Below are 18,518 nucleotides of genomic sequence, written 5' to 3' on the forward strand. Positions count from 1 at the left end.
ATTAATTGTTTGGTGCTCCATCATCAACCCAGCAAGCTATTTTATCTTTCTCTGCCTGTGAAAGAGGAGGGCCTCCTTTGGGCATTGAGCCGTTGGCCGTTACTGTTTTGATTGAGCTTGCATGATCCTGAACGCTCTTAACGGTTGTAAGTGCGAAGGGGGCAGCCCCACCAGAAACGTGGCAGCCTGAGACGGCGCATGATGTTTCGATGATTGGCTTGATGTCATCGTTGTAGCTTGTACCTGTCAGCACCCGAACGCTTTTTGTAATCGTGCAGTTATCTCCATTGTCTTTTACGGTAACTGATTTTTCTCCGGCAGTTTGAGCGTCAAACACATTTGTCGTTACAAAGCTTCCGCTTCCTATGCGATAGCTGAAATTTCCGGAGCCTCCTGTAGCAGTTATAGTAATAGTGCCTTGTCCGCCTTTACATCCGCTAATGGTGGATGTGGCCGTGAAGTTGACGGTGACGCCAGCCACGGCGAGTGTAACTGCGGTAGAGGAAACTTCACAATTGTTAGCATCTCTAACGGTTACGGTATACTCGCCGGCACTGAGATTCACAAATTCTGGATTGGACTGAAATGATCCGCCATTGAGGGAATATTGATACTGTTCTTTTCCTCCGGTTGCTGATGCTGTAATGCCGCCGTCAGTCGAAGCACAGTCGGTTGGATTTTTCTTCCCGGTATCGGGAATAGAAACGGCCAATGTGCTGCAGTCTACGGACTCCGGATCGTCGCTGGAACAAGCATTAAGAATCATTGCCGCGATGACTCCAAGCACCGACAAGCGAATCAAGTATTTTTTCATATGGGAGACCCCAGTTCTTTAACTGATAATACCTGGGTCTGGACCAAGACGGCACGAATCACAAAAGAGTTGCCAGCTGAGTAACTAAAAAGTTCGACGTTGAACGCGCTTGTAGCAAGGAATGTGGAAACAAAAATGGACGTGTCTATCCGTCGTGCAGTTCAACGCCATGCGGTACGGAATATCAGTAAGACAACGGAATATCAGTAAGACAATAGAGGTTACTCGCTGAGCTGGCCGGTAATTACGCGGTCGTAGGTGATGAAATCTGTATTTACAGGTTCGAATCCCTTTTGACGAAGCTGCATAGCGATCTGGCCACGATGGTAGCTGGAGTGATTGACGAGGTGAATCATGATCATCTCGACGTTATTTATATATGGATCGCCGGTATAGTTATGATAAGTAAGCTCGCGGTTGAAGTCATCGGTTTTTTCAATGAACTCAAGCCACTCGGCACCGATTTCTTCGGCCATGCGAATCAATTGGTCAAGCGAATATTCGCCCCACAACTTTACCTGTGCTGGCGGTAATCCTTTTATCCGGTATAGCCAGAGATATTGTGCAGCAACGATGTGGCCTACGAGAGTGAGTATTTTCTCATCGTGGACCTGCTGAGTTGTGAGCGCTTTCAATACGCGTTTATTACACCAGGCGTTGTACTGATACAGCTTGAGGAAATACCTTTTCATGCAGACGATGGATAAAATCGGGGCCGAAGTTACACGCTTTTCATTAAGTGAGCGCACTGGAGGGCAATAAATCACCCTGTGAGGTCGGCGTATCGGTCAAGCATCCAACCGGTAAGGCTCAAACGTTCCCGGCGCGCGGGAAGTACTTCATGTTCAAGCTGATCGCTTCGAAAACAAACCAACGTACCGGCTGTGGGCTGCACGTCAAGAGTTTCTTTTTCGAGGTATAATCTTAGCTGCCCGCCGTCGTTCTCCGTCCAGTTTTCGTTGAGGTAGCAGATAACAGACAAGATCCTGTGATCGTCTTTACGGAACTGATCGAGGTGACGTTTATAGAAGGTTCCTGTCGGATACACAGTCATGTGAATTTCGGCATCCTTCAAACTCAGGAACAGGCTTCGGTTGAGGGATAAGGCCAGTTCGTGAAGCCTGTCTAGATAGACCAATAATTCCGGTGAGGCCGTTTTTTTATCGATCCATTGTATATAGTCACCCCTGACCGCTTCGTTTATCTGCTTCTCCTGGTTCTTTCCAATGGCGGCCTTCCTGAAGGAGGCGGCATGATTTGTGAAAGAATCCAGCTGAAGAATGGCCGATACTTCCGCGGGGGTAAGGAAGTGGTTCACGATTGCAAACCCACGATCCGCGAGTCCGTCGGCAATCGCCTCAAAGTGCTGTTCCATGTAACAAATTTAGAAATAGAATGTCTATACTTACCACGACTGTTATAAGATGATGAATAGATTGAGATCTCTGAACATTGGTTTGGTTGTGTTGATTGCCGTTTTTGGTGTTGTGCTTTCCGCATGTGAAAAGCCCAAGGAGCGCATTGTTCTCAGGGATATTCGCGATGTGGTGGTTGATGCCAACACTGATCCTATGCTAAGGGCCAATGCGGTCTTTTTCAATCCAAACGATATGCATGGTAAATTGAAAAAGATCGATGTGGTGATTTATGTGAATGGAAAAAAAGCAGCGCACGTTGATCAAAGGCTTCACACAAAAATTCCAGCGAAAGGAGAGTTCACGGTACCGTTGGAAGTGAAGCTCAATATTAAAGAGTTAGGATTCATGGACACGCTTCTCGGTGTATTGGGAGGCAAGAAGTTCGAAGTGCGTTACGAAGGAAAGTTAAAGTTATCTTACAAGGGCGTGCCCTTCAGTGTTCCCATCAACTACAAAGACGAAGTCAGAGTTCGCTTTTAGGCATTCAGCATAAGAAGAAGTCAGCCTTCCGGTTCAGGCATTTGGTGCCGTGCGGCGCAGGCGGTGCATACGCGAGTTCCAGAGGGCCTGCTTGCGAATGGCATCGTGAATACTGATGTTGACCTCGTATCCGATCAGCAAGACAATGGTGATCAGCTGAATTAAGATCATCAATGCAATGAGCGCTCCTATCGAGCCATATACCTTGTTATACGTACCGAAGTTTGTGATGTAGAAAGAGAAGCCATACATCACTGCGAGGCACAGCAGTGTTGCCGTGATCGAGCCCATGGAAAAGAATCTCCAGTTGTAGTGAATGGCTGGGCCGAAGTAGTAGATGCAGGAGATGGAGAGAAAGAAGGCGAGGAATATTGCCAGGAAGCGGGACGCAAACAGCAGATAGATTGTGAATGAATCGATGTCGAGCCAGCTGTATTCCGGAAGGTGTTCCAGTATGTATTCGAGTGTGAGTTGTCCGACGATCAGCAGAACGACGGCAAGGAACAAAGCGACAGCCATTGTGAGTGTAAGAGCTGTGGCAATGAGTCTTGTTTTTAAGGCTCCGCGACTGTCTATGGTTCGATAGCAGGCATTGAATGCCCGCATCAACGCCATCATTCCGTTCGTCGACAAATACAAAGCGAAGATAAGACCAAATGATAACAGGCCTCCCTGCTTGCGTTCGAGGATTTCTTCAATGATCGTTCGCATTGCCTCGTACATGCTCTTCGGAATTGCATCGCCGATGAATTCCATGATCGTCTCGGTGTTCAGCTCCGGGAAGAATGTTGTGATGTAGGGCACAAGGGTAAACACCACGATTATCGTCGGGAAGATGGCGAGAATGAAGTTGAACGCCACGCCATTTGCGCGATCCAGGATTTCATCTTCGTTAAGGTTCTGAAAGAAGATCTTCACAATCCGGTACAGCGAGACGTTCTCATTGTTAGAGAAGCGAATGCGTTTCATCCAGGAAATCAGTCTGATCCCCGGGTTGTACTGGAATACGAGTCTTCTGTGCTTGAACTTCATTTAAAAAACGGCTCCAATATAGAAGTCATTACTTCGGGGGGTCGGCAGGGTCGGCCCGTCGCCTTGTTCACAAACGCCAGCAATGTTTCACCCGTGTTGAGCAATGATCCAGCTTCGTTGTATATCTCGTATTCGAAGCGGATCCTGACCTTCGGCATCTCCCGCAACGTAGTGACAATACGCAGGTTCTCGTCGTACAACGCAGGCGCAAGATATCTCGACTTGTTTTCGAGTACGGGCATCATGACACCCATCTCTTCAATTGACCGGTACGTCAGGCCGAGCTGTCGAAGACTTTCCACGCGTCCGACTTCATAATACATGGCATACATGCCATAGTACACGTATCCCATCTGATCTGTTTCACCGTAGCGAACGCGAACGCGTGTTTCTGATTGATACATGTCAGTTTCCGGCTTGGCGTCTCAATGCGGCGCCTTTGCGCTGTTCAATGGTCAATGCCCGCTGATAGCGAATGGCATTGTTCATGTGTACCTGATAGTCGGCGGTAAAGTTATGACGGCCGGAGAAGTCTTCTTTTGCACACATATATATGTAGTCGCTGGGGGAATAGTTTAACACGGCGTCAATCGATCGTATTTCGGGAAGATTGATTGGACCTGGTGGCAGGCCGGCATACTTATATGTATTGTAGGGCGAGTCGATGGCTTTGTGTTCATTGAGTACCCGCTTGAGACTGAAATCACCGACGGCAAAAACCAACGTAGGGTCTGCCTGCAGAGGAATTCCTTTGCGCAGTCGATTAATATAGAGTCCGGCAATTATGGGTGCTTCATCGGGGCGAATGGATTCGGCCTGGACTACGGAAGCGAGAACGGAAACTTCGAGAGGTGTGAATCCGATCTTCTTAGCTTCGGCAGTTCTTTCGGCGTTCCAGAATTTCTTGTATTCGTCGTGCATCTTCCCGACCAGAGCATCAGGGGATACGTTGTAAAATACTTCGTAAGTATTTGGAATGAACATAGCCATCACGTTGTCTTTCGTGAAGCCATCGGAATTGCTCATGGCAAACTTGATTAGCGCGGCTTCGAATTCGGCGGGCGGCATGCTCAGGTTGCGAGTTATCTTTTCAGACAGATCAGAGATGAGTCGGACATTATTAAATGTGATGTTTACAGGATCCTGTTTACCGGACCTCAGCAGGCGAATTGCCTGGATGTTGTTCATGTCCTGTTCGATGACGTAGCGTCCAGGTTTGATGTGATCATTGTAACCCATCAGTTTCGCAAGGAAACTGAATGATACCAGATCCTGAACATAATTGCCTTCGTGTAACTCCTTCTGAAGGTCTTTGAATGTTGCTCCTTCCGGTATCAAAAGGATACGTGCTTCCTTGCCTACCTGCAGATTTGGTGTGTACACCATCTGGAATGCATAAAAGGAGAACGAAATCCCGAGCATCGAGACCAACAGGAACAATATCAGGCGTTTATACGACTTCATATGTAAGAGTAGAACGCTAAAATAGTCAAAGCAGTTTAGTTTAACGAGCGCGTTCCGCCCAGCTATTATTACCTTTCGGCATGCCGGCAGAATTTTTAAAAATTCATCCACTGAATCCCGAACCGCGCAAAATTGCTCACGTCGTTAAGTTATTGGCTGAAGGAGCGATCGTGGTTTACCCGACGGACACCATTTACGGAGTGGGTTGCGACCTCATGAACCGTAAGGCTGTTCAGCGGTTATGTAATATTCTGGACATCAAACCTCAAAAACTGGACCTTTCGTTCATTTGCAACGACCTAAGTCATATTTCGGAATACGTACGGCGAATTGACACACCGGTGTTCAAGATGCTGAAGAAACTATTGCCCGGGCCATATACTTTTATTCTGGAGTCGTCGGCGCGGGTTCCCAAGATCCTTGATGTGAACAAAAAGACTGTTGGCATCCGCATCCCGGATCACGAAATTCCGCGAGTGATCGTTCGGCAGTTAGGTAATCCTTTGATTACGTCGTCAATAAAGAATGATGATGTTATACTTGAGTACACGACTAATCCCGAAGAGATCTATGAAGATTTCAAACATCAGGTTGACCTGGTCATAGACGGTGGTGCGGGAGGAAATGTTCCCTCGAGTGTGATCGACTGTACGGGTAGTGAACTTGTTGTACTAAGAAGAGGGCTTGGCGACGTATCACAAATAGAATGATGAATGGACAAGGTCCTGGTTGAGACGCAGTATCTGCCGTCGGTTGCTTTTTTTTCGGCTGTGAGTGGGGCGAAGACGTTAGCAATAGAGCGGCATGAGCATTATGTTAAGCAATCATATCGCAACCGATGTCAGATTGTAGATGCATCGGGCCAGAGGTCGCTGACGGTCCCGGTCGTTCACGGGTCAGGTAAGACGATGATAGCGGAGATGAGGATTGACTATAGTCAGAAGTGGGTTAACAATCACTGGCGATCGATGCAATCTGCGTATGGCAAGGCGCCGTATTTCGAGTATTACGCGGACGATCTGCAACGGATACTTTATTCAAAACCGGCGTTTTTGTATGATTTGAATATGCAATTGCTGTCAATGTGTCTTAAAGCTTTGCGACTTGGGACAACCATCGAAGAGACGGCGTCATATTCGAAGGTCGCTGAAAACGGTGTTTTGGACCTGCGAAATGCCATTGACGTCAAGAATCCTTCATCCGTGAACGGAATTTTTACACCTGTACCATATGCTCAGGTATTTGGCAGTTCGTTTGTAGAGAATGGAAGTATTATTGATCTGATTTTTTGCGTGGGGCCAGGTGCCGCCAGAATTGTTAAAAATTCATGGTCGGCTGAAATGAACAAATAATACGCCAGACACGTTTTACTCCTGCTAAATCTTCAGATTTCAATAGTGTTGAAGGGGAAAAAAACTTTACATTTACATTAACCATCATTTAAAACTTCTTATGGAAGCTAAATTTTCCAATCGGGTCAAGGAAGTTATCTCACTTAGTCGGGAGGAAGCGTTGCGCCTTGGACACGATTACATCGGAACGGAACACCTGGTATTAGGTATGGTCCGTGAAGGTGAAGGCGTGGCCGTTGGTGTATTGAAGAAACTTGGCGTACCGCTGGATGAACTTCGAAACGAAATTGAAAAGATATCTAAGGGAACAGCTACACATCAGATAAAGAACCTGGCCAATATACCATTGACCAAGGCGTCTGAGAAGGTGTTGAAGATAACGTATCTCGAAGCAAAGATCTTCAAGGCACAGCTCATAGGTACGGAGCACCTGTTGCTCTCAATATTGCGCGACCAGGACAACCTTGGCACGCAGATCCTGAATAAGTTTGACGTTAATTACGAGACCGTAAAAGAGATGCTCGAATATCAAAACGAAGGCCCTATGGCGTCGCAGGATACCGACGATCAGGATGACGATTCTTCGAAGATCTTCGGTGCTGGAAGCTCCGGGGCATCAGGCAAAGAGAAGAAGGGCACAGAGAAGTCGCGCACACCAGTGCTTGACAACTTTGGACGTGACCTTACCCGTCTTGCCGAAGACAACAAACTCGATCCCATCGTTGGTCGTGAAAAGGAGATTGAGCGTGTAGCTCAGATCCTGTCGCGACGCAAGAAAAATAATCCGATTCTTATTGGTGAGCCCGGTGTGGGTAAGACGGCAATTGCCGAAGGTCTTGCACTGCGCATCATTCAAAAGAAGGTATCACGTGTGCTCTTTGGCAAACGCGTGGTTACGCTTGACCTCGCTTCACTTGTTGCCGGTACCAAGTACCGCGGACAGTTCGAGGAGAGAATGAAAGCGGTAATGAATGAACTCGAGAAGTCGCAGGATGTGATTCTCTTTATCGATGAGCTCCACACCATTGTTGGTGCTGGTGGCGCATCGGGATCGCTAGACGCATCCAACATGTTCAAGCCTGCCCTTGCCCGCGGAGAGATCCAATGCATTGGTGCAACCACGCTTGACGAGTATCGCCAGTACATCGAGAAGGACGGCGCCCTGGCACGTCGCTTCCAGATGGTAATGGTTGATTCAACTACTCCTGAAGAAACAATTCAGATCCTTGAGAACATCAAGGAGAAATACGAAGATCACCACCATGTGATCTATACGAAGGAAGCGATCGAAGCCTGCGTGAAGTTATCAGACCGCTACATCAGCGACCGGTACCTTCCAGACAAGGCTATCGATGTTCTCGATGAAGCCGGAGCCCGCGTTCACATCAACAACATTCACGTTCCAGAGGATATCGTGAAGTTCGAGGAAGCGATCGAAGAGGTGAAGAAGGAAAAGAATCGCGTTGTGAAGAGCCAGAAGTATGAGGAGGCTGCACAACTCCGCGATCGTGAAAAGAAACTGATCGAACAGCTCGAGATCGCTAAGGTAAAGTGGGAAGAGAAGACTCGTACAGAGAAGTACACAGTTAACGAAGAGAACGTTGCTGATGTAGTTGGTATGATGACGGGCATTCCTACGAACCGAATCGCTCAGAAGGAAAGCAATAAGCTCCTTAACATGGCTGAGGAGCTTAACGGCAGAGTTATCGGACAGGAAGAGGCGATCAAGAAACTTACTAAGGCAATACAGCGTACGCGGGTTGGTCTGAAGGATCCTAAGAAGCCTATTGGTTCATTCATATTCCTAGGACCTACAGGTGTTGGTAAGACTGAACTTGCCAAAGTTCTCGCGAACTACCTGTTTGACAAGGATGACGCACTGGTGCGTATCGACATGAGTGAATACATGGAGAAGTTCTCTGTGTCTCGTCTCGTGGGAGCGCCTCCAGGCTACGTTGGATACGAAGAAGGCGGACAGCTCACTGAGAAGGTGAGACGTAAGCCTTACTCTGTGGTGTTGCTGGATGAAATCGAGAAGGCTCACCCGGATGTGTTCAATATTCTGCTCCAGGTGTTGGATGATGGTATCCTGACTGATGGTCTCGGTCGTCGCGTTGACTTCCGTAACACGATCATCATTATGACCTCGAACATAGGCGTGCGTGACCTGAAGGATTTCGGATCTGGAATTGGTTTCGCATCGGCGGCTAAGCGCGAGTCTGATGAGGAGCACATGAAGACCACTATTCAGAATGCGTTGAAGCGTGCATTCAGCCCTGAATTTCTGAACCGATTGGATGATCTGATCGTGTTCAACTCACTGCAGCGCGAGCACATTCACAAGATCATCGACATCACACTGCGCAAGCTGTTCGATCGTATCATCCAGTTAGGCTACACTGTAGAGCTGACGGATAAGGCGAAAGACTTCCTCGCAGAAAAGGGATACGATCAGCAATTCGGAGCACGTCCTTTGAACCGGGCCATCCAGAAATACCTGGAAGATCCCGTCGCCGAAGAAATTCTGAAGGGCGAAGTAGAGGAAGGTGCTACGATCCTTGCAGAGTACGATGGCAAAGGTGATGCGCTTACCCTGAAGGTTAAGAAGGCAAAAACCTCATCTAAGGAGAAAAAGGATTAAGAAGATAGTTAGTTTAGTTCTGTTTGGAAACCCCGCTCAAAAGGCGGGGTTTTTGTTTTTAGCAAGCTGACATACTGACACGTTAGAAAATTGTGGCCTGCCGATTGACAGCCTCAATTACCAATTACGCCGAATGAAACGTTGTCTGCTATCGGTCTTCCTGTGGGTAAAGAAGCAACTCTGGTCGCTCATTGTCGCTTATATGTTGGGGATGCATAATTTCTATCATGGAGATACGAGGACAGCAGATGATCCAGCGAATAAGATTGAAGCGAATGAAGCGCAGGAGAATGAATCTCCCTAAGCTTATAAATTCGTGCGTGCGTTTCGTGCGATGAGCGTGTGTGTTTCGTTGAACGAATTTCAGATCGCACGGATTGTTGAACGATCGCTTTTGTGCTACAGAGAGAAGATCCCTCCGGGATCTAATACAATAATTCCTAAATGCATCAATAGCTGCCGAAGAATTTTCGGGCGAACCATTCCAGGCTTACCAGGGCAAGCAGCAGGAAAAACACCCACTTGAGATTAACGAGGGAGCTATACGATTCTTCTGAATGAATGACGCTCTTCGCCTTCTTTGTTTGAAGGGATGTTTTCAGCTCGTCGGCTTTCGATAGAGGATAGAATTGTCCGCCGGTATTGGAAGAGATTTTCTTAAGCAGGTCGAAGTCAGCAGTGAGATTCTGCAGTTCGGCCTGACGAGCGATTACAGCGAACTCACCGGTTACACGTTCATCCTTTCCGGCCAGTTTTGTGGTTGCTGCATAGCGGTATACGCCTTCCGATAGTCCTCCGATCTGATAACGGGTATTGCCAGCACTCGTGGTGTAGTTGTAGCGGCTCTTTTTACCTGTATCGCTGGTTAGTTCAATGTTGATGACATTTCCATATACAGGTTCGAAGATGTCGTTGTAAACCTGACTTTCAAATACAACGGGCTCTGTATCCGAAAACTCCTGCTTTACGGGATAGCATCTGAATTTCCTTTTGTCTTCGCCGGTGCTTAGATACTGAATCAACTTGCTGAACACTTCGTCGAAGGCCGAGGAGTTTTCGAAGCGGTCGTATTCGTTTAGTTTCCATCGCCACAGTCCTTCGCCCAGCATAACGGCGATTTTACGATGGTCCTGATCGTCGATGTATAAGAGCGGCTTCTCTGTTAATACGGCGCCTACCTTTTGAAACAAAACCGGCGTGGCCGATCCTGGTGTTCTGATTTTCCCAAAGGGAACGGACACCGGAGGATAGTTTGGAATGATTGCGTTGGATTCGCTGGAGATGCTGAACTGCGAAAAGCCGGGATTAGTACCCGGTATTACTTCGTCGTAGTCGCGTGGGGCTGACTCGAAGGCGACGGGCATGTTTTGTTTCGCCACCTGAGAGAGATCTGTTTGAGAGCCGACAATCAGAAACAGTGGCGTCTTGCTAATGGCAAATTGCCGAAACAGATCGCGCGTTTTACCTTTTGTATCGGGCGCCTGGTGAAAGACAGCGAGGTCAATTTGCTGGGGGTCGAGTTGCTGAGGTGTGAGCGTTTCAACACCTGGAATGTGCAGCAGGAATTCGTAGTTTGGATTCTTGTCGACCACTTCCCGGAGCGCTTTGATGTCGGGGTGAGGCGAAGAAGCGACGACAAGGATCTTTTTCTTTCCCTCCACGACCTCAACAAACACAGATGCCTTGTTGTTCTGTACGTTCACTTCATCCGGCTTTACGTCGACTTTGATGTCGAGCTTCTGCATTCCCTGCTCGTCTGCAAGTGGTTGGAAATCGAAAGACAAGAGTGCATCGCCGGCGGCATTCTTTGTTTGTTGTGCCAGCACTTTACCGCGGCGCATAAGGGATACGTTGACGGGAACTTCAGCAAGGTTTCTGGTCAATACTTCGACGCGGACAGGAAACTTGTTTCCCTGATAAACGATCTTATTATAGGCCACGTCGCGGATAAGAATGTCAGGATGTTGAGTAGTGTCGCCGACGCCGAGCGTGTATACCGGATAGTTGTAAACATTGTATAGTGGTGATACGCCTTCATTGTAGATTCCATCGGAAGCCAGCAGCACTCCACCGATCTGGCTGCTTTCGTACTGGCTTGAGATTCTTTTGAGGGCGCCCCCGAGATCAGAATATGAACCTCTGAATTGCGGCTGAGTAACTGCTGCGCCCTGCAGGTCGGAGATCTTAACATCATAGCCCGCCTCGGTGAGTGTTTCAGAAAGACCGTTGATCTTCTGCTCCAGCTGAACGCGCGTAGTGGTATCTGTTGTCTGCCGTATAGAGGCCGAGTTATCGTACATCAGCACAAACACCGGTTTTTCAAAGATGTTAGTGATTTGTTTAACGATCGGTCCGAGCAGGAGGAAGGTTAGGAAGAATAGCAAAATGAATCGTGCGGCGAGCAGTATTTTATTCCACATGTCGCTCCATGGATGGGACCCGCGATATAGCAGATAAGCGATACCCGCTGCAATCACCACACAGAGGATGATATATCCTGAGGGGGAGTCAAATATGATCCGCTGCTGATTCAAACGCCACTGGTTTTTGTTGGAAGTAATTTATGAAATGTTCGTCATACGCGAGACTCAATATCCGTACTTGTCTTTCCAGCGTGACCGGAGGAATTTTCGCAGTTCCTCCTCCCGCGCATTCTGACCGGGATCATAGAATTTTGTGCCTTTCAGGGCATCAGGGAGGAATTCCATGTTCGCAAAGTTTCCTTCGTGACTGTGTGCGTACTGGTAGTCTTTGCCGTAGTTGAGGTTTTTCATGAGTTTGGTAGGCGCGTTCCGGATTGCCAAAGGAACCGGGAGGTCGCCAGAAGTATTAACGGCCTGAAGGGCACCTTCTATTGCCATGTAGCTGGCATTACTTTTCGGAGAGGTCGCCAGATATACCGCGCATTGGGAGAGGATGATGCGCGCTTCGGGATAGCCAATCATGGTAACTGCCTGAAACGTAGTTGTTGCCATGACCAAGGCAGTAGGGTTAGCGTTGCCGATGTCCTCAGAGGCAAGGATCACCATCCGACGCGCTATAAATTTGACATCCTCCCCTCCTTCTATCATTCGGGCCAGGTAATAGACTGCGGCATTTGGATCGCTGCCCCGGATCGATTTGATGAATGCCGAGATGATATCGTAATGCTGTTCTCCGCTTTTATCATAGATAGCGATATGCTTTTGCGCGACCTCCATCACCAGCTTATCTGTAATTTCAATGTCGCCATTCACGGCATTGGCAATGAGTTCAACCAGATTTAGCAGTTTGCGTCCATCACCACCCGGTATGTTGAAAAGAGCGGTGTGCTCTTTTACCTGAATGTTTCTTTTCTTTAGTTCGTTATCATGAGTCAATGCATGATTCACGAGTTTCAAAAGCTCCGGCTCACCCAATGCTTTCAGAACATATACCTGACTCCGGCTTAGCAAAGCGGCATTGACTTCGAACGAAGGGTTTTCGGTGGTTGCACCTATTAATGTGATGATTCCCTTCTCGACTGCTCCGAGTAGCGCATCCTGCTGGCCCTTATTGAATCGATGAATTTCATCAATGAAGAGGATAGCGCGTGCACCAGCTCTGGCTTTGTCGATCACATCGCGAATGTCCTTAACACCAGCATTGATGGCAGTTAAGATATAGAAGGGTTTGTTGGCTTCGTTGGCAATGATGTTGGCTATGGTAGTCTTTCCCACACCGGGAGGTCCCCACAAAATCATAGAGGGTATGTTACCATACTGAATGGCCTTCCGGATAACGCCGTTAGGTCCTGTGAGGTGTTCCTGCCCCACTAGTTCGTCCAGCCGCGTTGGCCGCATTCGTTCTGCCAATGGCAGAGTCGATTCCAACATCATATACCCCTCGTTTGAAGAGGTTAAATTAAGGAAAAGTATTTAGTCCTGAGTCCTGAGTCTTTAGTCCTTAGTTGTCCTTAGTTGTAAAGTACTTGAGTTCTTAAGCGTTAACTCCAATACTATAAATACTGAAGACCCACTCAGGACTCAGGACTAAATACTCAGGACTAAATTCTAAAGACTAAGGACTCTTGCGAGGAGCGCTATCAATTCCGCGCGGTCGACCGGTTTCGACATGTACGCGTCGAAACCTTCCTGAAGGAATCGCTCGCGGTCTTCCGGAAGTGCGTAGGAAGTTACGGCGATGACCGGCATGGCATTGAGGCGGGGAATTGCTCTCAGTTTGTGCAGCGTTTGAACGCCATCCATCTTGCCCTTCCCGAGATTAATGTCCATCAATATGGCATCGAACGGCTTTTCTTCGACATGGTGCATGCAGGTTTCTCCGTCAAAAACGTGGGCAACATTGAACACGCTCTTGAGCAGCTTGGTCATCACCAGAGCATTGATTGCATCGTCTTCAACGTAGAGGATATTTTTCATCGTCATTATCTCTATTCGTTCGATTATTCACGCCCGAGCGCACAGGTCAGGTTATACAATAATAGTCACACAACAATTGCATGACAAGAAAAGGACTGGCAAATGCAATTAATGGTCTGCAGACAGAAAAGTACCTCTTCAACGGTTCGGATAGTGAACCGAATGTTAAGGTTGATGTAATGGCAGGACGATTTCGAACGTACTTCCTTTGTCCTTCTCTGATTGAATGGTGATCTCTCCTCCGAGCAATTCAATATATTTTTTTGATATAGACAGTCCGAGACCCGATCCTTCGTGACTTCTGCTTCGTCCTGAACTTTCCTGCTCGAAAGAATTGAAGATCCGCGGAAGAAACTCATCGGAGATTCCGATGCCTGTGTCACGAACGGAGATGACGGCGCTTACGTTGCTCAGGGACGAAGTGGAAACTTCAACGCTGCCCTTTTCGGTGAACTTAATAGCGTTACCGACTATGTTGTTGATCACCTGATAGAGCATGGTCTCGTCGGCGAGACAAAGCAACGGTTCGTCTGCGGGATGATACGTAAACGTGAGTTCTTTTTGACGCGCGAGCAATCCGAGTGAATGTATGCACTCGAGTGTAAGTTTTGAAACATCAATTTGCTTCAGCGACAATTGGCTGTGTTTCGCCTCCAGCCTTGAGAGGTCAAGAATGCTGGTAATGGTATTCAACAAACGCTGTCCGCTTTGTTGTTGAAGTTTAACATATGATTTGATGTCCGTGCTGTCGGTCTCCATATCGATAACCTGACTCAAACCAAGAATGCCATTGATCGGTGTTCTGATCTCGTGTGACATATTGGAGAGGAAGTTTGTTTTCAGACGATTCATTTCCTCCGCCATGTCTTTCGCCACCCGAAGGTCCTTAACGGTTTGGTGAAGGCCGGCTTTCGCCAGTTCGTAGGCCTGATGGTAATGGTAGATCAGATATACTATTACGAAGAAGACCAGTACAAGGGCAGTCAATTCTTCGGTGAAGGGAAGTTGGCGGGGAGTTGGGTTGTAAATGTTCCATCCGAAATACTTTCCCATTTCGTGTACGAGTATTGGGATGAAATGGGCAGCAGCATAGATGAGACCTGGCCGGTTGCCGAGCGTATGGAAGGCAAAGAGGATATTCGCGCAGCTGAGCAGTGCGATGAAGAAGTTAAACTCACCGAATAGATAGATGTTGATTATGTTATTCGACCAGGAAATGAGCAACAGGATATTACAAACAATAGCGATCGATCCCCTGGCTTTAAAATAAAACAGGGCGCTGGCGAACAGGCTCATTACAATGAAGGTCTTAATGAGCTGTCTGTAGTGGCCTTCGAAAATGTATACGAAGAAAAAGACCACCATCGTAGACATCGAGACCAGCATGATGTTATAGACCAGTACAATGCTGGCCCGGCGAAGTACGTCAGGTTCGGAACGAAGATTCGCTCCAATGAAATATTCCCTTAAGCCTCTCATCGCAACAGGGTGTAACCTGTCTCAAGATAGTCAATTCGACTATTTGCCGATCTTTTCGTACGAGGTTATCACGCCTTTTATAAGTGAAGAGCTGAAACCCTGATGTTCCATCTCGTTCAAGCCGGCAATAGTGCAGCCCTTGGGAGTGGTCACTTTGTCGATCTCCTCCTCGGGATGTCTTCCGAGCTTCAGCAATAGTTCCGCAGCTCCTTTTACGGTCTGAGCGGCAATGAGATTTGCCGTTTTGGCATCGAAGCCGATCTCAATCCCGCCCTGCGTCGAGGCGCGAATAAACCGAAGTGCATAGGCAATTCCGCAGGCACCCAGTACCGTTGCTGCATCCATCAGTTTCTCATCGATAGCAACCGTAATACCCAGTTGATCAAAGAGTGAAGTCACGAGCTTTACCTGTTCATCAGTCCCGCCGGCATGGCACAGGCAGGTAACAGACTCCTGGATAGCGATGGCAGTGTTGGGCATTGCACGGAAAATGGGAACGCCATTGCTAACGATACCCAGCAGGTCCTTAAGGAAAACGCCCGTTACGACGCTGATTATTAAGTGCTTTCGTGCTTCAAACAGATCGGCAAGACCTACAAGCACCTCCCGGACGTTGTACGGTTTGAGAGCCACAATAACGACATCGCTATCGCGTACAGCCTGTCGGTTATCGCTTGTAACACGAACACCTTGTTGTTCAAGCGACGACAACGCTGCAACATTTCGGCGCGTGACGATTAATTGTTCTGGTGCAATGAACCTGCTTTTGATAAGTCCTTCGGCAATTGCTGCTCCCAAATTTCCTCCTCCGAGTATGGCGATCCTGGTTGATGTCATGGTCTTTATGGTTATAAATGCTTCAGGTGGGGGACCTGTTGTATCACCCGACAAAAGACGTAATAAAAATTAACTTTATCTTTCAAGCCTTAAAAAGAACGACAGTGGAATTAATGTATAAACCCTGGCCCTGGTATGTTGCCGGAGTGATCATAGGTCTGGCAGTACCGGCACTTTTGCTTGCGGGAAATAAGAAGCTCGGCATCTCATCAACGCTTCGGCAGGTTTGTGCTGCTTGTGTGCCTGCGGGCATTCCATTTCTTCAATACGACTGGAAGAAGGAGAAATGGAATCTCTTCTTTGCCGGTGGCATTTTGATTGGTGGTTTCCTAGGTGGCTATGTGTTTAAGAATCCGGAAGGTGTTGCGCTATCAGGCGATGTTATGAACACGTTTACAAGCCTTTCTTATGACAAGGAATTAATCCCAGCGGATTTGTTCAACTGGCATTCGCTTACAACTCTCAGGGGATTCATCGTGATTGTAGTAGGAGGTTTCCTCATTGGTTTCGGAACGCGATATGCGCAGGGTTGTACATCGGGCCATGGCATTATGGGACTGGCTTCGCTGCAGTGGCCTTCCCTGATTGCAACGATCTGCTTTTTTGTTGGCGGCATCATCGTGTCTCACTATGTTCTTCCATATGTACTCGCGCTATGAGAAATATACTCTATCTTATTTTCGGTATTGCTTTTGGCCTGGCGCTGACGAAAGGTGAAGCCGTTTCATGGTATCGCATTCAGGAGATGTTCTACTTCCAGTCGTTTCACATGTATGGCATATTTATGACAGCCGTTCCTGTTGGTGCACTTGGCATCTGGATCATAAGGAAGTTCGGATTGAAAACATTGGACGGAGAGACGGTGATTATTCCAAAGAAGAAGTATCACAAAGGGATAATTCTCGGAGGCTTGATATTCGGATTTGGATGGGCACTTACGGGCGCATGTCCTGGCCCGCTTTACGCCCTAATTGGAGCAGGTTACAGTGTGACAATAGTGACGTTTGTTTCGGCCCTGGCAGGCACATGGGTATTCGCAAAGGTTGATCCTTATCTGCCGCATTGATTGCTATTTTGAAAAAGGGCAACCTGCGCTTGCCCTATCCGTTGGGATGTTCACCAGGTATGGATTTAAGACTTGACACTGGCTACAAACAGATACTGGGGATGGCATTGCCAATCTCCCTGGCATTGCTTGTGCCTCAGATCAATTTCATTACTAACAACATTTTTCTTGGAGGGCTGGGTGAGACTGAGCTTGCGAGCGCGGGAATAACCGGAGTTTACTATCTGATTTTCGCTGTCATAGGGAACGGTCTGAACAATGGCATGCAGGCCTTAATCTCCAGACGTGCTGGTCAGAACCTGCCTAAGGAAATAGGAAAGTTGTTTGTCAATGGTATCTGGGTTGCGTTGGGGATCGCTGTTATCGGCATTGCCGTCACGTACATCCTCGCACCTTATGTTTTGCGTACGGTGATACATGATCAGGTCATTGCCCGTCAATGTATAGACTTCCTCCTGATACGCATATGGGGATTGCCACTGCTTTACCTCTATGTTATGCGCAACGCCTTGTTGGTGGGTACGAACCAGACGCGATTGCTTGTATGGGGTACGTTGGCGGAAGCCCTGACTAACATATTTCTGGATTATACTCTGATCTATGGTCACTTTGGATTCCCACAATTGGGGTTCAATGGTGCGGCGTATGCTTCGATCATTGCTGAAGGCACCGGGTTGCTGGTAATCTATGCGGTAATTCATTTACGTGGCTTACACCGCGCATTTGGATTCTTCCAGGAAGACCGGACGCCTGTAAGCGGTGATCAGATCAGGTTGATACTTGTACAATCATCGCCATTGATCCTGCAATACTGTATCAGTATCGTGAGCTGGGAGTTCTTTTACATTCTGGTTGAGCATCATGGATCGAGGGCACTGGCCGTTTCAAATACGATGCGAAACATCTTTGGAATATTCGGTGTGTTCTCGTGGGCGTTTGCATCGACGACGAACTCCATGGTTAGTAACATCATTGGCCAGGGGCGACAGGAAGAAGTGATTCCATTGATTCACCGGATCATCAGGGTAAGTATTACTTTGAGTATTATCCTTTGCGTTGCGTTGAACCTGTGGCCCGAATGGTTTTTCTCGATGTATAGTCAGGGGGATGAGTTTATTGCTGAAGCCATACCAATTGTGCGAGTTGTTTCGGTCGCGTTGATTATGATGTCGTTTTCAACGGTATGGCTGAATGCCGTAACGGGAACAGGCAACACAGTGATCAATCTTACAATAGAGTTTATCACGGTCGTTATCTATTCAATCTATGTGTACACAGTACTGGAGCATTACAGGCTTTCGGTGACGGTAGGATGGATGTCGGAGTGGGTGTACTGGATCAGTATGTTCTCGATGGCATATCTTTACATGAAATCCGGAAAGTGGCGGAATAAGGTTATTTGAAGCATCGATGACTTTCTTCAGCATGTTATCGTCAGATCGGAATTCAAACTTGTTCTCTTTCTCATTTCAATATGCGCGAATTGCTTCGTCTTAGCGAATGTGCAGAGTACGCAGAATTATGAAGGATTGTGA

19 protein-coding genes are annotated in these 18,518 nt (G+C 47.6%); 8 read left to right on the plus strand and 11 right to left on the minus strand.

Annotation, left to right across the window (positions count from 1 at the left end):
- Nucleotide 1: 1 nt before the first annotated feature.
- The 3 genes from WBG78_RS01135 to WBG78_RS01145 all read right to left on the minus strand — a co-directional run bounded on the left by WBG78_RS01135 (nucleotide 2) and on the right by WBG78_RS01145 (nucleotide 2,189).
- A complete protein-coding gene (locus tag WBG78_RS01135; RefSeq protein WP_337324520.1) occupies nucleotides 2–814 on the minus strand; it encodes a hypothetical protein in 813 nt (270 codons plus the stop codon).
- Nucleotides 815–1,035: 221 nt separating this feature from the next.
- Entirely contained in the window at nucleotides 1,036–1,506 is a 471-nt protein-coding gene (locus WBG78_RS01140; RefSeq protein ID WP_337324521.1) for a DinB family protein, read from the minus strand.
- 71 nt (nucleotides 1,507–1,577) lie between these two features.
- On the minus strand, nucleotides 1,578–2,189 hold the full coding sequence (locus WBG78_RS01145) for a 2OG-Fe(II) oxygenase (RefSeq protein ID WP_337324522.1): 612 nt from the start codon (nucleotides 2,187–2,189) through the stop codon (nucleotides 1,578–1,580).
- Nucleotides 2,190–2,238: 49 nt separating this feature from the next.
- Here WBG78_RS01145 and WBG78_RS01150 point away from each other — a divergent pair, with 49 nt between their 5' ends.
- Nucleotides 2,239–2,712, plus strand: a complete 474-nt coding sequence (locus tag WBG78_RS01150) for an LEA type 2 family protein (protein WP_337324523.1) — start codon at nucleotides 2,239–2,241, stop codon at nucleotides 2,710–2,712.
- Nucleotides 2,713–2,745: 33 nt separating this feature from the next.
- On the opposite strand, the gene WBG78_RS01155 is transcribed toward WBG78_RS01150, so the two are convergent.
- From WBG78_RS01155 to mltG, 3 genes are read right to left on the minus strand one after another with little or no spacing between them, the layout of a single operon-like run.
- The gene (locus WBG78_RS01155) at nucleotides 2,746–3,744 is read right to left on the minus strand and encodes a YihY/virulence factor BrkB family protein (protein ID WP_337324524.1); all 999 of its coding nucleotides are present in this window, start codon (nucleotides 3,742–3,744) and stop codon (nucleotides 2,746–2,748) included.
- Nucleotides 3,741–4,148: an acyl-CoA thioesterase gene (locus WBG78_RS01160; RefSeq protein ID WP_337324525.1), complete on the minus strand. Its 408-nt coding sequence runs from the start codon at nucleotides 4,146–4,148 to the stop codon at nucleotides 3,741–3,743. The genes WBG78_RS01155 and WBG78_RS01160 overlap by 4 nt, the downstream gene beginning before the upstream one ends.
- 1 nt (nucleotide 4,149) lies before the next feature.
- Nucleotides 4,150–5,208 (minus strand): endolytic transglycosylase MltG, encoded by a 1,059-nt coding sequence (gene mltG, locus WBG78_RS01165; protein WP_337324526.1) that lies wholly within the window; start codon nucleotides 5,206–5,208, stop codon nucleotides 4,150–4,152.
- 80 nt (nucleotides 5,209–5,288) lie between these two features.
- Between mltG and WBG78_RS01170 the strand changes: the two genes are divergently transcribed.
- The 4 genes from WBG78_RS01170 (at nucleotide 5,289) to WBG78_RS01185 (ending at nucleotide 9,505) form a co-directional block, all read left to right on the plus strand.
- Entirely contained in the window at nucleotides 5,289–5,918 is a 630-nt protein-coding gene (locus tag WBG78_RS01170) for an L-threonylcarbamoyladenylate synthase (RefSeq protein WP_337324527.1), read from the plus strand.
- 3 nt (nucleotides 5,919–5,921) lie between these two features.
- The gene (locus WBG78_RS01175) at nucleotides 5,922–6,560 is read left to right on the plus strand and encodes a WbqC family protein (RefSeq protein WP_337324528.1); all 639 of its coding nucleotides are present in this window, start codon (nucleotides 5,922–5,924) and stop codon (nucleotides 6,558–6,560) included.
- 100 nt (nucleotides 6,561–6,660) lie between these two features.
- Nucleotides 6,661–9,201: an ATP-dependent Clp protease ATP-binding subunit gene (locus WBG78_RS01180; RefSeq protein WP_337324529.1), complete on the plus strand. Its 2,541-nt coding sequence runs from the start codon at nucleotides 6,661–6,663 to the stop codon at nucleotides 9,199–9,201.
- A 133-nt stretch (nucleotides 9,202–9,334) separates the two neighbouring features.
- Complete coding sequence (locus tag WBG78_RS01185; protein ID WP_337324530.1) at nucleotides 9,335–9,505, plus strand: hypothetical protein; 171 nt, start codon at nucleotides 9,335–9,337, stop codon at nucleotides 9,503–9,505.
- 145 nt (nucleotides 9,506–9,650) lie between these two features.
- On the opposite strand, the gene WBG78_RS01190 is transcribed toward WBG78_RS01185, so the two are convergent.
- From WBG78_RS01190 to proC, 5 genes are all read right to left on the minus strand, one after another.
- A complete protein-coding gene (locus WBG78_RS01190) occupies nucleotides 9,651–11,735 on the minus strand; it encodes a VWA domain-containing protein (RefSeq protein WP_337324531.1) in 2,085 nt (694 codons plus the stop codon).
- Nucleotides 11,736–11,789: 54 nt separating this feature from the next.
- A complete protein-coding gene (locus WBG78_RS01195; protein ID WP_337325277.1) occupies nucleotides 11,790–13,055 on the minus strand; it encodes a replication-associated recombination protein A in 1,266 nt (421 codons plus the stop codon).
- 177 nt (nucleotides 13,056–13,232) lie between these two features.
- A complete protein-coding gene (locus WBG78_RS01200; protein WP_337324532.1) occupies nucleotides 13,233–13,601 on the minus strand; it encodes a response regulator in 369 nt (122 codons plus the stop codon).
- 165 nt (nucleotides 13,602–13,766) lie between these two features.
- Entirely contained in the window at nucleotides 13,767–15,080 is a 1,314-nt protein-coding gene (locus tag WBG78_RS01205; RefSeq protein WP_337324533.1) for a sensor histidine kinase, read from the minus strand.
- A gap of 39 nt (nucleotides 15,081–15,119) precedes the next feature.
- Nucleotides 15,120–15,917: a pyrroline-5-carboxylate reductase gene (proC, locus tag WBG78_RS01210; RefSeq protein WP_337324534.1), complete on the minus strand. Its 798-nt coding sequence runs from the start codon at nucleotides 15,915–15,917 to the stop codon at nucleotides 15,120–15,122.
- Nucleotides 15,918–16,030: 113 nt separating this feature from the next.
- On the opposite strand from proC, the gene WBG78_RS01215 reads away from it, so the two are divergent.
- Genes WBG78_RS01215 through WBG78_RS01225 form a run of 3 tightly spaced genes read left to right on the plus strand, consistent with a single transcriptional unit; the run spans nucleotide 16,031 to nucleotide 18,386 of the window.
- Nucleotides 16,031–16,576: a YeeE/YedE family protein gene (locus WBG78_RS01215; protein WP_337325278.1), complete on the plus strand. Its 546-nt coding sequence runs from the start codon at nucleotides 16,031–16,033 to the stop codon at nucleotides 16,574–16,576.
- Nucleotides 16,573–16,983, plus strand: coding sequence for a DUF6691 family protein (locus WBG78_RS01220; RefSeq protein WP_337324535.1), 411 nt, complete (start codon nucleotides 16,573–16,575; stop codon nucleotides 16,981–16,983). Before WBG78_RS01215 ends, WBG78_RS01220 begins: the two co-directional genes overlap by 4 nt.
- 59 nt (nucleotides 16,984–17,042) lie before the next feature.
- Nucleotides 17,043–18,386 carry an MATE family efflux transporter gene (locus WBG78_RS01225; protein ID WP_337324536.1) on the plus strand — a complete coding sequence of 448 codons (1,344 nt, stop codon included), beginning with the start codon at nucleotides 17,043–17,045 and terminating at the stop codon, nucleotides 18,384–18,386.
- Nucleotides 18,387–18,518 lie beyond the last annotated feature (132 nt).

It is taken from the genome of Chryseolinea sp. T2, from assembly GCF_037203685.1.
GTDB lineage: Bacteria > Bacteroidota > Bacteroidia > Cytophagales > Cyclobacteriaceae > Chryseolinea.

Excerpts from the sequence above, each read along its gene's own strand:
- WBG78_RS01140 (WP_337324521.1), bottom strand. The coding sequence starts at position 1,506 with ATGAAAAGGTATTTCCTCAAGCTGTATCAGTACAACGCCTGGTGTAAT.
- WBG78_RS01135 (WP_337324520.1), bottom strand. The coding sequence starts at position 814 with ATGAAAAAATACTTGATTCGCTTGTCGGTGCTTGGAGTCATCGCGGCA.
- WBG78_RS01200 (WP_337324532.1), bottom strand. The coding sequence starts at position 13,601 with ATGAAAAATATCCTCTACGTTGAAGACGATGCAATCAATGCTCTGGTG.
- WBG78_RS01175 (WP_337324528.1), top strand. The coding sequence starts at position 5,922 with ATGGACAAGGTCCTGGTTGAGACGCAGTATCTGCCGTCGGTTGCTTTT.
- WBG78_RS01205 (WP_337324533.1), bottom strand. The coding sequence starts at position 15,080 with ATGAGAGGCTTAAGGGAATATTTCATTGGAGCGAATCTTCGTTCCGAA.
- mltG (WP_337324526.1), bottom strand. The coding sequence starts at position 5,208 with ATGAAGTCGTATAAACGCCTGATATTGTTCCTGTTGGTCTCGATGCTC.
- WBG78_RS01195 (WP_337325277.1), bottom strand. The coding sequence starts at position 13,055 with ATGTTGGAATCGACTCTGCCATTGGCAGAACGAATGCGGCCAACGCGG.
- WBG78_RS01145 (WP_337324522.1), bottom strand. The coding sequence starts at position 2,189 with ATGGAACAGCACTTTGAGGCGATTGCCGACGGACTCGCGGATCGTGGG.
- WBG78_RS01180 (WP_337324529.1), top strand. The coding sequence starts at position 6,661 with ATGGAAGCTAAATTTTCCAATCGGGTCAAGGAAGTTATCTCACTTAGT.
- proC (WP_337324534.1), bottom strand. The coding sequence starts at position 15,917 with ATGACATCAACCAGGATCGCCATACTCGGAGGAGGAAATTTGGGAGCA.
- WBG78_RS01225 (WP_337324536.1), top strand. The coding sequence starts at position 17,043 with ATGGATTTAAGACTTGACACTGGCTACAAACAGATACTGGGGATGGCA.
- WBG78_RS01150 (WP_337324523.1), top strand. The coding sequence starts at position 2,239 with ATGATGAATAGATTGAGATCTCTGAACATTGGTTTGGTTGTGTTGATT.
- WBG78_RS01185 (WP_337324530.1), top strand. The coding sequence starts at position 9,335 with ATGAAACGTTGTCTGCTATCGGTCTTCCTGTGGGTAAAGAAGCAACTC.
- WBG78_RS01170 (WP_337324527.1), top strand. The coding sequence starts at position 5,289 with ATGCCGGCAGAATTTTTAAAAATTCATCCACTGAATCCCGAACCGCGC.
- WBG78_RS01155 (WP_337324524.1), bottom strand. The coding sequence starts at position 3,744 with ATGAAGTTCAAGCACAGAAGACTCGTATTCCAGTACAACCCGGGGATC.
- WBG78_RS01220 (WP_337324535.1), top strand. The coding sequence starts at position 16,573 with ATGAGAAATATACTCTATCTTATTTTCGGTATTGCTTTTGGCCTGGCG.
- WBG78_RS01215 (WP_337325278.1), top strand. The coding sequence starts at position 16,031 with ATGTATAAACCCTGGCCCTGGTATGTTGCCGGAGTGATCATAGGTCTG.
- WBG78_RS01160 (WP_337324525.1), bottom strand. The coding sequence starts at position 4,148 with ATGTATCAATCAGAAACACGCGTTCGCGTTCGCTACGGTGAAACAGAT.